Annotated in this window: 19 protein-coding genes, 1 tRNA gene and 2 pseudogenes; 13 read left to right on the plus strand and 9 right to left on the minus strand. The window is 69.0% G+C overall.

What is annotated here, in order from left to right; genetic code table 11:
* Nucleotides 1–186: pseudogene (locus tag RT309_RS07795) on the minus strand (hypothetical protein); the annotation flags it as partial.
* Nucleotides 187–188: 2 nt separating this feature from the next.
* Entirely contained in the window at nucleotides 189–464 is a 276-nt protein-coding gene (locus RT309_RS07800) for a multidrug ABC transporter ATPase (protein WP_313356290.1), read from the minus strand.
* A 100-nt stretch (nucleotides 465–564) separates the two neighbouring features.
* On the opposite strand from RT309_RS07800, the gene RT309_RS07805 reads away from it, so the two are divergent.
* Both RT309_RS07805 and RT309_RS07810 read left to right on the plus strand, forming a co-directional pair.
* A complete protein-coding gene (locus RT309_RS07805; protein ID WP_313356291.1) occupies nucleotides 565–945 on the plus strand; it encodes a cold shock domain-containing protein in 381 nt (126 codons plus the stop codon).
* A complete protein-coding gene (locus RT309_RS07810; RefSeq protein WP_313356292.1) occupies nucleotides 929–1,498 on the plus strand; it encodes a DUF3027 domain-containing protein in 570 nt (189 codons plus the stop codon). Before RT309_RS07805 ends, RT309_RS07810 begins: the two co-directional genes overlap by 17 nt.
* A 121-nt stretch (nucleotides 1,499–1,619) precedes the next feature.
* Here the strand turns inward: RT309_RS07810 and serC are convergent, their stop codons facing one another.
* Nucleotides 1,620–2,729, minus strand: coding sequence for a phosphoserine transaminase (gene serC / locus RT309_RS07815; RefSeq protein WP_313356293.1), 1,110 nt, complete (start codon nucleotides 2,727–2,729; stop codon nucleotides 1,620–1,622).
* Between the two features lie 99 nt (nucleotides 2,730–2,828).
* Between serC and RT309_RS07820 the strand changes: the two genes are divergently transcribed.
* The 4 genes from RT309_RS07820 (at nucleotide 2,829) to RT309_RS07835 (ending at nucleotide 5,504) form a co-directional block, all read left to right on the plus strand.
* Nucleotides 2,829–3,530 carry a metal-dependent transcriptional regulator gene (locus tag RT309_RS07820; protein ID WP_313356294.1) on the plus strand — a complete coding sequence of 234 codons (702 nt, stop codon included), beginning with the start codon at nucleotides 2,829–2,831 and terminating at the stop codon, nucleotides 3,528–3,530.
* A gap of 346 nt (nucleotides 3,531–3,876) precedes the next feature.
* The gene (locus RT309_RS07825; protein ID WP_313356295.1) at nucleotides 3,877–4,605 is read left to right on the plus strand and encodes a M23 family metallopeptidase; all 729 of its coding nucleotides are present in this window, start codon (nucleotides 3,877–3,879) and stop codon (nucleotides 4,603–4,605) included.
* 298 nt (nucleotides 4,606–4,903) lie between these two features.
* Entirely contained in the window at nucleotides 4,904–5,401 is a 498-nt protein-coding gene (locus RT309_RS07830) for an HNH endonuclease (RefSeq protein ID WP_313356296.1), read from the plus strand.
* A gap of 29 nt (nucleotides 5,402–5,430) precedes the next feature.
* A tRNA-Arg gene (locus RT309_RS07835) sits at nucleotides 5,431–5,504 on the plus strand.
* 165 nt (nucleotides 5,505–5,669) lie between these two features.
* On the opposite strand, the gene RT309_RS07840 is transcribed toward RT309_RS07835, so the two are convergent.
* Nucleotides 5,670–6,014: an Lsr2 family protein gene (locus RT309_RS07840; protein ID WP_313356305.1), complete on the minus strand. Its 345-nt coding sequence runs from the start codon at nucleotides 6,012–6,014 to the stop codon at nucleotides 5,670–5,672.
* Nucleotides 6,015–6,099: 85 nt separating this feature from the next.
* A complete protein-coding gene (locus RT309_RS07845) occupies nucleotides 6,100–6,948 on the minus strand; it encodes a LuxR C-terminal-related transcriptional regulator (protein WP_313356297.1) in 849 nt (282 codons plus the stop codon).
* 109 nt (nucleotides 6,949–7,057) lie between these two features.
* Between RT309_RS07845 and RT309_RS07850 the strand changes: the two genes are divergently transcribed.
* The gene (locus tag RT309_RS07850) at nucleotides 7,058–7,405 is read left to right on the plus strand and encodes a DUF485 domain-containing protein (protein ID WP_313356298.1); all 348 of its coding nucleotides are present in this window, start codon (nucleotides 7,058–7,060) and stop codon (nucleotides 7,403–7,405) included.
* A complete protein-coding gene (locus RT309_RS07855; protein WP_313356299.1) occupies nucleotides 7,402–9,021 on the plus strand; it encodes a sodium:solute symporter family transporter in 1,620 nt (539 codons plus the stop codon). The genes RT309_RS07850 and RT309_RS07855 overlap by 4 nt, the downstream gene beginning before the upstream one ends.
* 138 nt (nucleotides 9,022–9,159) lie before the next feature.
* Here RT309_RS07855 and RT309_RS07860 read toward each other — a convergent pair whose 3' ends face one another.
* On the minus strand, nucleotides 9,160–9,690 hold the full coding sequence (locus RT309_RS07860; RefSeq protein ID WP_313356300.1) for a methylated-DNA--[protein]-cysteine S-methyltransferase: 531 nt from the start codon (nucleotides 9,688–9,690) through the stop codon (nucleotides 9,160–9,162).
* Between the two features lie 170 nt (nucleotides 9,691–9,860).
* Here RT309_RS07860 and RT309_RS07865 point away from each other — a divergent pair, with 170 nt between their 5' ends.
* Both RT309_RS07865 and RT309_RS07870 read left to right on the plus strand, forming a co-directional pair.
* Entirely contained in the window at nucleotides 9,861–13,568 is a 3,708-nt protein-coding gene (locus RT309_RS07865) for an AAA family ATPase (RefSeq protein ID WP_396654430.1), read from the plus strand.
* The gene (locus RT309_RS07870) at nucleotides 13,561–13,737 is read left to right on the plus strand and encodes a hypothetical protein (protein WP_313356301.1); all 177 of its coding nucleotides are present in this window, start codon (nucleotides 13,561–13,563) and stop codon (nucleotides 13,735–13,737) included. The genes RT309_RS07865 and RT309_RS07870 overlap by 8 nt, the downstream gene beginning before the upstream one ends.
* An 80-nt stretch (nucleotides 13,738–13,817) precedes the next feature.
* Here RT309_RS07870 and mscL read toward each other — a convergent pair whose 3' ends face one another.
* The 3 genes from mscL to RT309_RS07885 are packed head-to-tail and all read right to left on the minus strand — an operon-like array spanning nucleotide 13,818 to nucleotide 15,136.
* Complete coding sequence (gene mscL / locus RT309_RS07875; RefSeq protein WP_313356302.1) at nucleotides 13,818–14,228, minus strand: large conductance mechanosensitive channel protein MscL; 411 nt, start codon at nucleotides 14,226–14,228, stop codon at nucleotides 13,818–13,820.
* A gap of 26 nt (nucleotides 14,229–14,254) precedes the next feature.
* A complete protein-coding gene (locus RT309_RS07880; protein WP_313356303.1) occupies nucleotides 14,255–14,527 on the minus strand; it encodes an FmdB family zinc ribbon protein in 273 nt (90 codons plus the stop codon).
* A gap of 12 nt (nucleotides 14,528–14,539) precedes the next feature.
* Entirely contained in the window at nucleotides 14,540–15,136 is a 597-nt protein-coding gene (locus RT309_RS07885; RefSeq protein ID WP_313356304.1) for a 5-formyltetrahydrofolate cyclo-ligase, read from the minus strand.
* A gap of 81 nt (nucleotides 15,137–15,217) precedes the next feature.
* Between RT309_RS07885 and galU the strand changes: the two genes are divergently transcribed.
* From galU to RT309_RS07900, 3 genes and pseudogenes are all read left to right on the plus strand, one after another.
* Nucleotides 15,218–16,090, plus strand: coding sequence for a UTP--glucose-1-phosphate uridylyltransferase GalU (galU, locus tag RT309_RS07890; protein ID WP_313356307.1), 873 nt, complete (start codon nucleotides 15,218–15,220; stop codon nucleotides 16,088–16,090).
* A gap of 38 nt (nucleotides 16,091–16,128) precedes the next feature.
* Nucleotides 16,129–16,737 carry a GNAT family protein gene (locus tag RT309_RS07895; RefSeq protein ID WP_313356308.1) on the plus strand — a complete coding sequence of 203 codons (609 nt, stop codon included), beginning with the start codon at nucleotides 16,129–16,131 and terminating at the stop codon, nucleotides 16,735–16,737.
* Between the two features lie 63 nt (nucleotides 16,738–16,800).
* Nucleotides 16,801–17,299, plus strand: a pseudogene (locus tag RT309_RS07900) (hypothetical protein); the annotation flags it as partial.

Raw genomic sequence — 17,299 nt, forward strand, 5'->3', positions numbered from 1 at the left:
CTCGGCGCGTGTCAGACGCGCCAGGGCGCGCTCGATCGACGCAGGCTCGAGAAGCGCCTCCGCGGCGTCGAAGAAGTCTGTCCAGCCGACGTCGGGGCGCACGGCCCGCTCACGCAGCACCCGCTCCAGCTGCGCGTCGCTCGCCGATGCGAGCTGGTCAGCCAGCGGGCGGGCGTGTGTGGTCATGGTCAGGATCCGGAGCCTGCGCGTCCCCTGCGAGCCCAGCTGAGCACGAGCAGCGTGATGATCATCAGGAAGGCGATCGGCAGGCCGAACAGCGGAAGCCCGGCCACGATGGGCCAGGCGCCCTGCGCGAAGGCCGACTGATCCATCCCCACGGCAGTGCCGATGATGATCGAGAAGAAGCAGATGACCGACACGGCGGCCAGGACGAGCGCGGTGAAGGCGAGGAATCGTTCGAGTCGCCCGGTCTGCGGCGCGCTGGTGTCGTCGTGCTTGCTCATCGCCCTCAGCGTAGCGCCTGGCGGCATGAGGGGGCGGGTAGGCTGAAGGGGTCGCGCCGCCGCGCGACATCTCCGTTCCGTGTTTCAGTGAGGTTCGCCCATGCCCACCGGCAAGGTCAGGTTCTACGACGAAGAGAAGGGGTTCGGCTTCATCGCATCCGATGACGGCCAGGACGTCTTCCTGCACGCCTCCGCCCTTCCTGCAGGCGTCTCGGTGAAGAAGAACGCTCGCGTCGAGTTCGGCCTGGCAGACGGTCGCCGCGGCCCGCAGGCGCTGTCCGTGCGCGTGCTCGACGCCCCGCCCAGCCTGGCCAAGGCCGCGCGCAAGCCCGCCGACGACATGGCCGTGATCGTGGAGGATCTGGTGCGGATGCTCGACGAGATGGGCGGCGACCTCCGCCGCGGCCGGTACCCCTCGGCGACCAGGAGCCGCACGGTCGCCGCTGTCCTTCGCAAGGTCGCTGATGACCTCGACGCCTGATCGCCTCGCCGAGACCACGCGTGATCTCGCGCTGGCCGCGCTGCACGAGATCACCGCTCCGGCGACTGTGGGGCCCGCAGCCGGGCATGCGGTCGAGGAGAACGGCGCGGTCTCGCTGCGCTTCGAGAATCGCCTCCCCGGATACCCGGGATGGTTCTGGACTGTCACGGTCGCTCAGGTCGACGGCTCGGAGCCGACGGTGCTCGAGGTCGAGCTGATGCCCGGCGACGGCGCGCTGCTCGCGCCCGACTGGGTGCCGTGGGCCGAGCGCCTCGCGGAGTACCGCGCACATCAGGCCGAGCTCGCCGCGCAGGCCGCGGATGCCCCGGTGGACGCGGATGAGGACGACGGCTCCGATGACGCGGACTCCGATGACGCGGATTCCGACGAGGACGACGACCACTCCGACGATGATGTCTCGCCTCGTCTGCACGCCGGTGATGTCGACGGCGTCGACATCGATGAGCTCGACGTTTCCGATGACGAGTCCGACGACGAATCCGACGACGAATCGTCCGACGACGACGATGAGGACCTCGACGAGTCCGAGTGACCGACGCCCGTCGTGACGAACACCGACGCCCCCTCTGACCGCCGACGCCCCCTCCGATCCGCGGGATCGGAGGGGGCGTCGTCGTGATGGCGGAGTGTCGACGGCGAGGCCGCCGTGCGTTTCAGCCCTGGTGCGCGAGCACGTGCTCGATCGAGCGGATCAGCTGGCGCACGTCATCGGGTTCGATCGACACGAACGTCGCCACGCGCAGCTGGTTGCGGCCGAGCTTGCGATACGGCTCCGTGTCGACGATGCCGTTCGCGCGCAGTGTCTTCGCGACCGCCGCCGCATCGACGCTCTCATCGAAGTCGATCGTGGCGACGACGGGGGAGCGGTGGGCGGCATCGCTGACGAACGCGGTGGCGACGTCCGACGCGGCGGCCCAGTCGTAGAGAAGCCCGGAGGACTCTGCAGTGCGCGCCGCCGCCCAGGTGAGCCCGCCGCCCGCGAGGATCCACTCGAGCTGGCTGTCGAGCAGGTGCAGCGTGGCGAGAGCCGGCGTGTTCAGCGTCTGGTTCAGCCGCGAGTTGTCGACCGCGTTCTTCAGGCTGAGGAATTCGGGGATGTACCGTCCGGACGCGGCGATGCGCTCGATCCGGTCGATCGCGGCCGGCGACACCGCCGCGAACCACAGCCCGCCGTCGGATCCGAGGTTCTTCTGCGGGGCGAAGTAGTAGACATCGGCCTGGGCGATGTCGAAGTCGATGCCGCCGGCCGCACTGGTCGCGTCGATGACGGTGAGCGCTCCTTCGGCGCCGACTCGCTGCACGGGAGCCGCGACGCCCGTCGACGTCTCGTTGTGCGGCCAGGCGTACACGTCGACTCCCTCCACGACCTCGGGCAGAGCGAGCGACCCCGCGTCAGCCGTGCGCACGTCCGGTGCCTGCAGCCAGGGTGCCGCTGCCGCCTTGGCGAATTTGCCGCCGAACTCTCCGAACACGAGATTCTGGCTGCGCTGCTCGATGAGACCGAAGGCGGCGGCATCCCAGAACGCGGTCGACCCGCCGTTGCCGAGGATGATCTCGTAGCCCTCCGGCAGGCGGAACAGCGCGGCGAGTCGCTCGCGCACGCTGCCGACCAGATTCTTCACGGGCGCCTGGCGGTGCGAGGTGCCGAGCAGGCTGACGCCGGCGGCGGCGAGGGCGTCCACCTGAGCGGTGCGGACCTTCGAGGGGCCGCAGCCGAAGCGTCCGTCGGCGGGCAGGAGTTCGCGGGGGATCTCGATCGACATGGGTCGATTGTAGATGCGGGGACTGCGGGGGCCGCGCCCTGTGACAGTCGCGGCGTCGAGCGGGAAGGTAGGCTTGCCTAAGAACTTCGGAGGCCACGAATGACCGACCTGATCGACACGACCGAGATGTACCTGCGCACCATCCTCGAACTCGAAGAGGAGAACATCGTGCCGCTTCGTGCGCGGATCTCCGAGCGCCTGGGCCACTCCGGACCCACGGTGTCGCAGACCGTGGGTCGCATGGAGCGCGACGGGCTCGTCGTCGTGTCCGAGGACCGTCGTCTCGAGCTCACCGACGCCGGCCGCGGCAAGGCGGTGCACGTGATGCGCAAGCATCGTCTGGCCGAGCGCCTGCTCTCCGACGTGATCGGCCTCGACTGGGCGTACGTGCACGAAGAGGCCTGCCGCTGGGAGCACGTGATGAGCGAGCAGGTCGAGCGTCGTCTCGTCGAGCTGCTCGGGCACCCGACCGAGTCGCCGTACGGCAACCCCATTCCCGGACTCGACCAGCTCGGCGACGTCGAGACACCGGCTTTCGAATCGGGCGTGGTGGGTCTCGTGAAGAGACTGGATGCCGCCGGCGGCCCCATCACGGGCACGGTGCGCCGGCTCGCCGAGCCGGCGCAGGTCAGCCCCGAGCTGCTCGAGCAGCTGAGGGATGCAGGCGTGGTTCCCGGCGCGAGCGGCGATTACCGCTACAGCGAGGGGTACGTGCTCATCCAGATGGAGGGCAGCGATTCGGGCCTCGAGCTTCCCGTCGAGCTGGCCTCGCACATCTTCCTCGTCGGAGAGAATGGCTGATCAGGACGTCTTCTGCTGTGAGCGAGGCGGATTGCCAGGTTCGCAGGGTGACAGAATCGTTATCTTCCGGTAACCTCGGTGAAGTCGTCGGAGAAGAAGCCCGCCGATGACGGAAATCGCGAAGATCGCCTCCCTGGCTCGTCGTCTTCGCGAAGAGTTCGCACAACGTGCCGTGTGACATACGTGCCCGATAAAACGACATTGCTGACGAGCCTGCGCTACCCGAAGCGCGGAGGCGCAGGAGGAATCCCTTTTGGCTGAAGAAATCGTCCCGACCGAGCCTGCGGGCACCCCGAAGCCCTCACCTCGGCGAGCACCTCGCGGCGCGCGCTCGAGCGTCAAGCCCATGCGCACCGTCGCCATCCTGGGTGCCGTGGGCGCCCTGGTCGCCGGTGTCGCGCTTCCCGCTCTGGCATCCACCAAGACCACCCCGAGTGCGGCCACCACGCTTCAGCAGATGGCCTTCGACGATGCGCAGTCCCTCGTGGTCGCATCCGAGGCCACGACCGCTCCCCTCGAGCGCGGCACATACTCGGCCACGACTCCCGACGAGATCGAGAAGAAGAAGGCGGAAGAGGCAGCCAAGGCCCGTGCGGCCGCAGCGGCCCGCGTCGCCGCCAGCTCCGGCGCCCGCGGCGGCAGCATCAGCGACGCCGACCTCCAGCTCATCTCGGCCGGCTCCGGCGCGGTGCGCTATCCGCTGCCGCAGGGCTCGTACTCCGTCAGCCGCACGCTGAGTGCCAGCCACAACGGCGCCGACATGGTCGCGCCCGCCGGCACCCCCATCTTCGCCGCGACCGGCGGTGTGGTGCGCGTGTCATCCGAGAGCCACTTCGGCTACGGGGTGGCCGTCGTCATCGACTCCGTCGTCGGCGGCAAGCGCGTGTCGACCCTCTATGCCCACATGACCAACGGCACCCGCGCCGTTCAGGCCGGACAGACCGTGGAGCCGGGTCAGTTCATCGGCAAAGTGGGCAACACCGGCCGCTCCTACGGCGCTCATCTGCACTTCGAGGTCCAGGTCAACGGATCGCTCGTGGAACCCATCGGCTGGCTGCGCGCCAACGCCGGCTGACCGGCACGCCGTTCAGATCCCCTGCATCCGCTGTTCACGCGGATGGGTTACCCTGAACGCGTCGTCGAACGGACGGGAGGAAGCCGATGAGCTCGATACCGGGCATCCGCACCATGGATGCACTCGGTCGTCTGGTTCTTCGGCAACGCCCGCAGATCCATCTCGGTCTGACCGAGCGCGAGAGGCGCTGTCTGTAGACAGCGCCTCTTCGTGTATCTGCGTCTCCTCCTGATCCGCCGGCGTCGTGTGAGTCGAGAGCGCCGGGAAGCCATCCCGGCGGATCGAGAGGATGGCGACGATGCGCACACTGGTCCTGAATGCCGGATACGAACCGCTGACGGTGGTCTCGTTCAAGAGAGCCATGGTGCTCGTGATGAACGACAAGGCCAGCGTGATCGAGCGCGTCGAGAACGATCCTGTGATCGCCGGATGCCGACGATTCGATCGCCCCGTGGTCATCCTGCTCACCCGCTACGTGCGCGTTCCGGCCGCGCGTCGCCAGCCGGTCACCCGTCGAGGTGTGCTGCGGCGGGACGAGCACCGCTGCGGATACTGCGGGAGGACCGCATCGACGATCGACCACGTCATGCCCCGATCACGCGGGGGAGCGAACAGCTGGGAGAACCTCGTCGCGTGCTGCCTCCGCTGCAACAACGCCAAGAGCGACCGCACGCCGCAGGAGATGGGCTGGCAGCTGCAGAGGCCGCCGCGTGCGCCGCACGGCGGAACGTGGGTCGTGCGCGGTGCCGAGCGCGGGGATCCGGTGTGGGAGCGATACCTGGCGTTGGCGGCGTAGGCGCAGGCCGGTGACTAGACTTGTCTGGCGCCTTCGTAGCTCAGTCGGATAGAGCGGCCCTCTCCTAAAGGGCAGGTCGCAGGTTCGAATCCTGTCGAGGGCACGACGACGCAGGGAGCCGCCCGGAGGGTGGCTCCCCGTGTCGTCTATCCGCCCGCGACAGCGGGCCCTGAGGCTCCGCGAGCCGCGATGCCTGCCAAGGCGAGCGACGTCGCCGACGAGCGGCGCGTGAAGCGCCCGATGGGGATTCGAAGTCGTCTGCGTGGGTTCAGTGTGCTGCGTGATAGGCCTCGAGCACGTCGGCGGCGATCCGCCCGCGCTCCGAGACCTTCATGCCCTGCTTCTTCGCCCACTCGCGGATCGCGCCCGTGTCCGAGTTCGATGCCGAACGGCGGCGCGGCGAGGAGGAGCGGGTCGCGGTGGATCCGGCTGCGCGCCGGCCCGCCTCGATGTACGGGGCGAGCGCGTCCCGCAGCGCCTCCGCGTGGGAATTCGTCAGATCGATCTCGTAGGCGACACCATTCAGTGCAAAATGAACGGTCTCGCCTTCACCGACGTCGAGAAGCGTTCCATCGATATCGTCGACCAGCTGGTGCACAATTCTTCGAGCCATGACAATACGGTATTTGAATTCATGAGGTTCGCGCAATCGGCGCGCATTCTTATTTCGAACGCACCGCGCGAAATGTCTTCATGAGTCAGGGAAGAAGTCCCGCGCGTCGTGCCCGCGCGACCGCCGCATGACGCGTCGACGCGTCGAGTTTCGACATGGCCGCGCTGAGATATGCCTTCACGGTGCCTTCGCGCAATCCCAGTTTCGCGGCGATCTCCGCGTTCGTCTCACCCAGCGCTGCGCACGCGAGCACGTCCGTCTCACGGGGCGAGAGGCGCACGGTCGCGGGCGCCGTCGTCGTGGTCGACTCTGGCGCGGACGCGCCCACCAGGCGTCGTTCGACGGCGGCGATGCGCTCTCGGATACTCTCGTCGCTCACCGCCGCGGCGATGCTGCGCAGCTCGGCGAAGCTCTCGCGGAGGTCTTCGAGGCGCGAGCCCTGCACCGCAGCGTCCCGCCGCGCCGAGATGCGCCGCGCCACTTCGTCTCGGATGCGCAATTCGTTCGCGACGTTCTGCGCCACGCTCATCGCCGGTGCTGTCGTGAAGCCGCCGACGTGCGATTCCTCCCACGCCCCGGCGTAGAGCACACCGCGAGGCCGGCCGTCGACGACGATCGGCAGCGCGAGCAGCGTGCGCAGACCCTCGCCCAGCACGAACACGTCGTAGTCGTGTGTGATCTGCTGCGATGCGCGGTAGTTGCTCGTCATCCGGGGTCGCAGCTCGATCATGGCGCGGCCGCCGAGGCCGCGCTCCGGCCGCACGGTCAGTCCGGCGAGGCTGTGCGTGCGATTTCCGACGATGCTGGTGACCCGCACCACGCCGTCTTCGATGAGCCCGCCGAACGCGACCGGGAAGCGGGTGCGGCGAGCGAGTTCTCGCACGCCAGCGGCCACGGGATCCTCTGCGGCGGCCCGGTGCGTGTCCGATTCCACTGATACCAACTTTCGGGGGTGACGGCAGGGTCCGCCCGTTTCGTAGCGTCGACCCTACCACCGCGTGAATTCCTTCACGCGGAAGACGGACATGTGGCAAGGAGGCCCCATGACTCATCCGACGAACCACGACTCATCCCCGGGAATCGACTACATCGCTGTCGAGGAATCGGACGGATTCCAGGGATTGCGGCGTCTGCAGCGCTCGTTCATCTTCCCGATGGCCGGGTTCTTCCTTGTCTGGTATTTCGCTTACGTACTGCTGGCCGCATTCGCGACGGACTTCATGAGCCAGCGCGTCTGGGGTGACATCACCGTCGGCCTGCTCATGGGGCTCGGCCAGTTCGTCACCACTTTCGTCATCACGATGGCCTATGTGTCCTTCGCCAATCGGCGCCTCGATCCGATCGCGACCGGAATTCGTGAAGAACTCGAGAAGGCGGAGACGAAGGCATGACGACGACGCCCCTGGCCGCCGAGGCGGTCCAGAACGACCCGGTGCTGAACATCGCGATCTTCGGCGCATTCGTCGCGGTCACCCTGTTCATCGTGATCCGCGCGAGTCGCAACAACAAGACCGCCGCCGACTACTACGCAGCCGGTCGATCGTTCAGCGGCACGCAGAACGGCTTCGCCATCGCCGGCGACTATCTGTCGGCCGCGTCGTTCCTCGGCATCTGCGGAGCCATCGCACTGAACGGGTATGACGGATTCCTCTACTCGATCGGATTCCTCGTGGCGTGGCTCGTCGCGCTTCTGCTCGTCGCCGAGATGATGCGCAACACGGGGAAGTTCACGATGGCGGACGTGCTCTCGTTCCGCCTCAAGCAGCGGCCCGTGCGCATGGCGGCTGCTCTCACGACCCTCGCCGTCTGCTTCTTCTATCTGCTCGCGCAGATGTCGGGTGCGGGCGGACTCGTCTCCCTGCTGCTCGGCATCGACGACAGGCTCGGCCAGTCGCTCGTGATCGCGATCGTGGGCGTGCTCATGATCGTGTACGTGCTGATCGGGGGCATGAAGGGCACGACGTGGGTGCAGATCGTCAAGGCGGTGCTGCTCATCGCCGGTGCCCTCGCGATGACGCTGTGGGTCCTCGCGCTGCATGGCTTCAGCCTGAACACGCTGCTCGAGAGCGCCGTCGACAATTCGCCCAACGGTGAGAAGATCCTCGGCCCCGGTCTGCAGTACGGCGCGAATCCGCTCGACTTCCTCTCTCTCGGCATGGCACTGGTTCTCGGCACCGCCGGTCTGCCGCACGTGCTGATGCGCTTCTACACCGTGCCCACGGCGAAGGAAGCGCGGCGATCGGTGGTCTGGGCGATCTGGCTGATCGGCGGGTTCTACCTCCTGACGCTGGTGCTCGGCTACGGGGCCGGCGCGCTCGTCGGACCGGAGCGGATCGCAGCAGCTCCAGGCGGGGTGAACTCCGCGGCACCACTGCTCGCTCAGGCGCTGGGCGGCCCGCTGCTGATGGGCTTCATCTCGGCGGTGGCGTTCGCGACCATCCTCGCGGTCGTCGCCGGCCTGACGATCACCGCGGCGGCATCGTTCGCGCATGACATCTACTCGAACGTGATCAAGCGCGGCAAGGACGGCACGGGCACAGTCGACCCGAACGGCGAGGTCAAGGTGGCGCGACGCACGGTCATCGTCATCGGAGTTCTCGCGATCGTCGGCGGCATCGGCGCGCAGGGGCAGAACATCGCCTTCCTCGTCGCGCTCGCGTTCGCCATCGCCGCATCCGCGAACCTGCCGACCATCCTCTACTCGCTGTTCTGGAAGCGCTTCAACACCCGCGGCGCGGTGTGGAGCATGTACGGCGGTCTGATCGCGGCGATCGGTCTCATCGTGATCTCGCCGGTGTTCTCGGGCGACGACAAGGCGATGATCCCCGCAATCGACATCGTCATCTTCCCGCTGAACAATCCGGGCATCGTCTCGATCCCGCTGGGCTTCCTGCTCGGCTGGATCGGCACGATCACGGCGAAGACCGCCGAATCGCGTGCGCTCGCCGCCGAGATGGAGGTGCGCTCGCTGACCGGCTTCGGCGCGGAGAAGGCGGTGGATCACTAGGTCTCTCCCCAGAGATACCCGAATGCTGCGTCCCCAGCGCGGCGGGAGCGGAGCCCGGCGGCCTACACGCCGGGCTCCGCTTCGTTCGGCATCTCCCGCGGGAGATCACCTCCGCCGCGTCCCGCAGCGCGGCACGGTTCACGACCGCGTCGCAGATGCGTCGCGCTCGAGATCCAGCAGATACCGCTTGCGCTCGGGATGCGCTCCGTAGTGGCCGGGGGTGCCGTCGGAGCGGATCACGCGGTGCACCGGAACGATCACGGACAGCGGCGTCACCCGGCATGCCGTGCCGACGGCACGGGCGGCGCCGGGGCTGCCGGCGATCACCGCGACCTCCCCGTAGCTCATGGTCTGACCCCACGGGATGCCGCACACGGCCTGCAGCGCCGACCGGGTGAATCCGTCGACCAGGCGCCAGTCGAAGGCGAAGCGCTCGTCGAACCGCACGGGCCCGCCGTCGAAGTACTCGTCGAGCGCCGCCATGAGCTCGTCGGCTATGCCGGGTGCCGACACCGGCGTCTCGCCGATCCGTCGGCTGACGCTCTCGAGAAGCCACGGCACCCGAGGATCCGCCGATTCCGACAGGTCGAAGCTGACGATCCCGGCATCCGAGAAGACCGCGAGGGCGTCGCCGAACGGCGTGGGTGCGAAGTCGTAGCGATAGCTCATTCCCCCATCCTGCTCTCCCGCCTCGTCCCGGGCACGTCGCGATCGCGGTGTCGGTGCACAACTCGGATCAACCGCCCCGCTGTGCAGGGAGATACCGGGGGAGCAGGCGGAATCGCCGCGAAACGGCCGGGAATACCGCCGGTCGCGCCGGTCGCGCCTAGGCTTGCCGTGTGTGGCGACGAGAGGCGAAGGATGCTGAGCGCGCGACCCAGCCGGTCGCGGTGACGCTCGGCGATCTCAGCGACTCGTCGACCGGGGTCGGCATCGCGCACGCGGCCGAGGAACGACGCACCAGTCTGCGCGCACAGGCGGCCGATCTGGGCGGGGCGTCGCCGTTGATCAGCTTCGTCGATGCACCCGAATCCGTCATCGACATCTCCCGGGCGCATCCCGGCAGCCTGCCGCAGTTCATCACCGGTCGCTCCACGCTGCTGTCGAACCTCTTCCGCGACGAGGTGGGGCTGCGCACCGCGCGGATGGCCGCCGAGCGCATCACCGCGCGCAATACCGAGCTGCGCACGGTGCGCGGCATCGATGCCGTGCGCCTCGCGGTCGGCATCGCGCGGTGGCGCATCGGCGGCGCGCAGTTCGCCGCCCCCGTGCTGCTGCGTCCACTGGCCATCCGGCGTCATCACGCCGACTTCGAGCTGAAGCTGCACGGGCGCTTCGAGGTCAACCCCGAGCTGGTGCGCGTCGCACGCGAGCACTTCGGGATCGAGCTCGACCCGGCCGGCCTGGCATCCCTCGCCTACGACGGCGGCATCTTCAAACCGCAGCCGGTGATCGATCAGCTCCGGGCGCTGACCCGCTCGATCGACACGTTCGCCGTGAACCCGCGCCTGGTCGTGTCGACGTTCGCCGATGTCGCCGACGCCATGGTGCGCGACATGGTCGACCTCGACCATCCCGTGCTCAACGCGCTCGCCGGACACGTCGGCGACCGCGAGCAGGTCACCGCTCCTCGCGAACTGCCCGCCGCGTCGGGGCCGGATGATCGAGCCCCCGCCTCGGAGAGCCTTCTGCTCGACGCCGACTCCGAGCAGGAGGAGGTGCTCGCGCGCATCGCCGCCGGGCACTCCCTGGTCGTGTCGACGCTGCCGGGCACCGGCGGCACACAGACCGTCATCAACGCACTGGGCGCTCTCGTGCGCTCCGGCCGACGTGTTCTCGTCGTCTCCGCCCGCAGATCGACGCTCGACGGCGTCCGTCATCGCCTCGCCGGCGTCGGTCTCGACGCGCTCGCCGTGTCACCCAACCGCGCACGTCGCGACCTCATCACCGCGATCACCCGCAGCGAGAAGGCCGCGCAGCCCAAGGCCGCCGAGCTCGACGAGGCGCTGGTGCGTCTGCGCACCGTGCTCCGCGACTACCGCGGGGCGCTGGGCGAGCCGGTGGGGCGCACCGGGGCATCCGTTCTCGACGCGACCAGAGAGCTCGCTCGACTCGCTGCCCTCCCCGTGCCGCCGTCGACCGGAGCGCGGCTGTCGATGGCGACGCTCGAGAAGCTCGCCGGAGACCGCAGCGACGCCGCGCAGGCGCTCACGCGTGCGGCCAAGCTGGGTGAGTTCCGCTTCGGGCCCGACGACTCGCCCTGGTACGGCGTCAGCTTCGACAGCGCTGAGGCCGCCCAGCATGCCCACGAGCTGGCGGGACGGCTTCACGGATCCGCGGTGCCCTCGCTTCTCGAGCGCGGATACGAGCTGATCGCGCAGACGAGCATGCGGCCGTTCGGCACGATCGACGAGCTCGGCGAGTACGTGCGGCTGCTGCAGGGCATCCGGGATTCGCTCGACCGGTTCAACCCGACGGTCTTCGAACGACCACTCGGCGAGCTGATCCAGGCGCACGGCTCGCGCCGCGACGCGCCGAACATGTCCTCGGCCAACCGGCGCAGGCTCAAGAAGCTCGCTCGCGAGTACGTCCGCCCCGGCGCGCACGTCTCGGAGATGCACGAGGCGCTGCTGCGCATCCAGCAGCAGCGCACGCAGTGGCAGCGCTACGTCGAAGCGGGTGTCGCGCCGCAGGTGCCGCTCGGGCTCTCGGACGTGCACGTCGCGTGGCAGCGGGTGTCGGCCGAGCTCGCCGACCTGGATCGCGCGCTGGGGCGCCGCGAGCCACTCAGCTCCCTGCCTGTCGCGCGTCTCGTGCGCACGCTCTCCGGCCTCGCCGCGCGGTCCGCCGTGTTCGACAACCTCGTCGAGCGCACCCAGATCCGCGATGCGCTCGCCGGCCTCGGTCTGCGTCCGCTGCTCTCCGACCTCTCGGTGCGGCACGTGCCCGAGGAGCGGGTCTCAGCCGAACTCGAGTTCGCCTGGTGGCAGTCGCTGCTCGAGCGGGCTCTGCAGGACGACCGGTCGCTGCTCGGCGCCAACACCGCGGTCGTCGACCGTCTGGAGCGCGACTTCCGCCTCGTCGACGAGGCGCACACCGCGATGGCAGGTCCGCTGCTGGCCTGGAACCTGGCCAGTCAGTGGCGCATCGCGATCGTCGACGAGCCCGATCAGGCCGCGCACCTTCGTCAGGCGCTCAAGTCGGGTGAGGCGACGACGGCCGAGATCGTCTCGGCGGCACCGGATCTCACCCGCGTGCTCGCACCGGTGTGGATCGCCTCGCCGTACGAGGTGCCGCTGATCCCCGAGTCGGTCGACTTCGACGCCGTGCTGCTGGTGGATGCCGCGGCCGTGAACCTCGCCGAGACGGCGCCGGCGATCCGCCGTGCACGCCAGATCGTCGCCTTCGGCGATCCGGTCACCCAGCGCCCCACACCGTTCCTCGTCGCCACGGTGCCCGACGACGAGTGGGAGCGGGAGGTCGACTTCGACGACGTGTCGGTCTTCGAGCGTCTCGCCGAGCTCTTCCCGGTCATGACGCTGACCCGCAGCTACCGGGCCGGCGGCGAGGACCTCGCTGAGCTCATCAACGACGCGTTCTACGGCGGCGAGATCGTGTCGCTGCCGTGGGCCGGGTCGTACCTCGGCCGCGGCAGCCTCACCGTCGACTACGTCGAGGGGGGAGTCGGCGCGCCCGACCCCGATTCGGGTGCGGTCGAGAGTCCGGATGCGGAGGTCGCCCGCGTCGTGACGCTCGCTGTCGAGCACGCCATCCACCGCCCGACGGAATCCCTCATGGTCATCACCGCGAGCCGCAGGCACGCGGAACGGGTGCGGGCAGCCGTGGCATCCGCCTTCTCCGGACGATCCGATGTGGCCGATTTCGTCGCCCGCGACACGGCCGAGCCGTTCGCCGTGCTGACACTCGAGGAGTCGGTCGCGGAGAGCCGCGACCGCGTGATCTTCTCGCTGGGCTTCGGACTCACCAAGCACGGCCGCGTGCTCAGCGACTTCGGCGACCTCTCCCAGCAGGACGGCGAGCGACTGCTCACCGTCGGGATGACGCGGGCACGCCGCTCGATGGTCATCGTGTCGTGCATCCGGCCGTCGGCCTTCGACGAGGGACGACTGGAGCACGGCGCATCGACCCTGATGTCGATCCTCGGCGGGCTTGCGGCCCGCGGCCGCGACGCGCGCCTCGAGGATCTGGCCGACCCGCTGACCCTGGCGCTGGCCCGCGAGCTGCGCCGTCTCGGCGCCTCGGTCGACGTCGACTATCGCGGACTGCTGCCGCTGGTCGCGCAGCACGACGGACGCGCGGTCGTCATCGAGTCCGATGCCGAGATGCGCGGGGAGTCGCTGCGCGAGAGCGTGCGGCTGCGTCCGCAGGTGCTGCGCCGGCTGGGCTGGCACTACGTGCGCGTGCACGCGTTCGACCTCTACAGCGATCCCGCCACCGTCGCCCGCCGCATCGCCACCGTGCTGGGGATCGACGAGGATGCGGTGCGCGCCGAGAACGACACGCAGCCCTTCGATCTCGATGGATGACGAGCGTCAGCGGATCGTGCGCGTCGCCGGATCGCGTCGCGCGAAGCTGACCCGCGTCGAGGGCACGACCTCGGAACCGCACACGAAGGATGAGCCCTCGGTGCCGCCGTCGGGGGAGCGGGGGCCGAACGACGAGCGCATGCTGCGCGAGGTGCCCCCGCACTACTGAGTCGCCGCACTGCTGAGCTGGGTCTGGGCGCACGAGAACGGCCCCCCCGAAGGGACGGGCCGTTCTCGCGTTCGCAGTGATCAGCGGACGCCGGCGTCGCGCCGCATGAGGTCGCGGATCTCGATGAGCAGCTCCTGCTCGGTGGGCAGGGTCTCCTCTTCGACGGCCGGGTTCTTGGCGGCCTTGCGCTCCTTGTACTTGTTCATCGGCACGACGAACACGACGTACACGACGAGCGCCACGGCGAGGAAGCTGATCACTGCCGAGATCAGCTCGCCGATCGGGAAGGTCACCGGGTCGCCGTAGATGTTGTCGACCGTGAATCCGAACTTGCCCGCCTCATCGGCTTTGAAAACCAGTGCGACGAGGGGGGTGATGATGCTCGACACGACAGCGCTCACGATGGCGGTGAACGCCGTGCCGATCACGACCGCGACCGCGAGGTCGATGACATTGCCCTTGGTGATGAATTCCTTGAATCCCTGGATCATGGACGTGCCCTTCGTTCCCTTCGGCCTCACTTCGAAGCCGTGGCCTTCGCGGGCGCCGGGGTGGCGCTCGTCGAGGATTCCGTCTTCGATGATGCCGAACCGGATGCCGGGGCACCAGCGCCTCCTCGAGAATCCGTGCGATAGAAGCCCGAGCCGTTGAAGGTCACTCCGACCGTCCCGTACTGCTTGCGCAGCGCCCCGCCGCACTCCGGGCAGAGGGTGAGGGAGTCCTCCGAGAAGGACTGCACGGCGTCGAAGCGGTGGTCGCACGCGGTGCACGCGTAGGCGTAGGTGGGCATGGAATGCTCCTGTCAGTTCCGCGCGGGCGACAGCATGATGGTCTGCGTCGGGGTGACGATGCCATCGACCGGCTGGTCGTGCACTTCGCGCGGCAGCGAATCGAGTACCTCGGAATCATAGATCACGGCGTACACGGGCGGGCGGCGCTCCATCGAACCGAGGGTCTTGTCGAAGTACCCGCGTCCCCAGCCGAGACGTGTGCCGTCGCGGTCGACGGCGGCGGCGGGGATGAGCATCAGATCGACGTCGTTGACGGCGATCGGCCCGAGCACCTCGCCGGTCGGCTCGGGCAGCCCGAACAGCCCCTCGCCGACCGACTCGGAGTCGTCGGCGACCGCCCAGTCGAGCAGGCCGTCGGCGCGGCTGATCGGAAGCAGCACCCGGATGCCGCGGCGCACGGCATCCCGCACGAAGGGCCTGGTGCCCGGCTCGGTCGTTGCGGAGAGGAAGCATGACACCGATCGTGCTCCGTGCGCGGCGAGAAGAGCATCGAGCTGCGCGGAGAGCCCCGCGGCCGCCTCGTCGCGCTGCGCCTGGGACAGGATCTGACGACGTTCACGCAGTTCGGCGCGCAGCGCGCGCTTCTGCTGTTCTGCTTCGCTCCGCATGCCCCCGATCATACGGGGGTGATTCCGGCATCCCACCGGTCGGCGGAGGGGCCCGCGACTAAGCTGAACCGCATGAGCACCATGAAGGCGGTCATCCCCGCCGCGGGCCTGGGGACGCGGTTCCTCCCGGCGACGAAGGCGATGCCGAAGGAGATGCTCCCGGTCGTCGACAAGCCGGCCATCCAGTACGTGGTGGAGGAGGCGGTCGCCGCCGGCATCCACGACATCCTCGTCATCATCGGTCGCAACAAGAACGCGATCTCGGATCACTTCGATTCGGTGCCCGAGCTCGAGGTGCGCCTGCAGGCGAAGGGCGACCACGGGCGCCTCGAGCGGGTGATGAAGTCCAGTGATCTCGCAGACATCCACTTCGTGCGGCAGGGTGAGCCGAAGGGGCTGGGGCACGCTGTGCTGCGGGCGCGCACGCACATTGGCGACAGCGCTTTCGCCGTGCTGCTCGGCGACGACTTGATCGATGAGCGCGACCCGCTGCTGACCGAGATGATCGCGACGCACGAGCGCACCGGCGCCGCCGTCATCGCCCTCATGGAGGTCGACCCTGCGCAGATCCATATGTACGGCGCCGCCGATGCGCGAGCCACTGATGTCGACGGCGTGGTCGAGGTGCACGGGCTGGTCGAGAAGCCCGCGTCGGAGGATGCTCCCTCGAACCTCGCCGTGATCGGTCGCTACGTGCTGCCGGCCGCCATCTTCGACATCCTCGAGCGCACCGAGCCCGGGAAGGGCGGTGAGATCCAGCTGACCGACGCGCTGCAGGAGCTCGCAGCCGACCGCGACGGCCCCGGTGTGGTCGGCGTCGTCTTCGGCGGACGCCGCTACGACACGGGCGATCGGGCCGACTACATCAAGGCGATCGTGCAGCTCGCCGCCGACCGCGACGACCTCGGCGAAGAGCTGCGGCCGTGGCTCAAGCGGTTCGCGGCCGGTCTCTGACCAGGGGAGAGACGGTGTCGAACGACATCCTGCCCGCGATGAGCTACGGACCCGTGGGCCTGCGACTCGTGAAGCCGCGCGACGCGAGGGTGCTGCAGCGCGAGCTGCTCGAGAACCGCTCCTGGCTGCAGCCGTGGGAGGCGACGATTCCGGGAGGCAGCGCGGGCTTCGATATGCGAGCGGCCATCCGCCGGCTGCTGCAGCAGTATCGCGACGGCGCGGGGTACCCGTTCGTGATGGAGTACGACGGTGAGGTCGCCGGGCAGCTCAACATCTGGGGTGTCGCGCGCGGCTCGCTCGCCTCGGCCACCATCGGGTACTGGGTGAGCGAGCGGTTCGCGGGGAGAGGCATCACTCCGACCGCGGTCGCGATGGCGACGGATGCCGCGTTCGGCCAACTCGGTCTGCATCGGATCGAGATATGCATCCGTCCCGAGAACCGCGCCAGCCTGCGGATCGTGCAGAAGCTCGGATTCCGCTACGAGGGGATGCGGCGCCGCTACATCCACATCGACGGGGACTGGCGCGACCACCACGCGTTCGCCCTCACGCAGGAGGAGGTGCCCCGCGGGGTGCTTTCCCGCTGGGTGAACGGTGACGTGCCCTTCGGAGCGGCGCTGCCTCCGCACGATGAACTGCAGAGCTGAACGGCGCGACACACGCGCGGGAATGAGCGGGCCTGAGGTCCGCCGCGCGCTACCGTGGTCAACATGGATGGGCCGGTGCTGAGCGGGGGCGTGATCGTCCTCGTCGCCGTGCTGCTCTGGGGGCTCTACTTCGTGCCCAGCTGGCGCGGGCGACACCAGTACTACGCGGCGGAGCGCAACGCGGTGCGGCTGAATCAGGCGCTGCGGGTTCTCGCCGAGACCAGCGAGACCCCCGACGAGGTGCGCCTCGAGCTGACCGCGCGCACCGCGCTCGCCCAGCAGCGACTCGCCAAGCGCGTGCAGGCCGAGAAGGAGAACGCCGAGCTCGAGCGCCTTCGCGAAGAGCTCGCCGCCACTCGTCGCGATCCCGTGGTGCGTCAGGCACGTGCGCGCCGCCGCACGCGACTCGCCGCGACGGCATCCCTCGTCGCCGCGCTGGTGATGCTCTCCGGCGGCGTCTGGCAGATCGTCGCGACCGGAGGGTGGATGCTCGCCGCCGGGGGAGTCGTTCTCGCGGCGCTCGCGACGGCGGCGCTGGTTCGCATGGCGCAGGTCGCCGGTC

Source organism: Microbacterium sp. (assembly GCF_032084865.1).
Classification (GTDB): domain Bacteria; phylum Actinomycetota; class Actinomycetes; order Actinomycetales; family Microbacteriaceae; genus Microbacterium.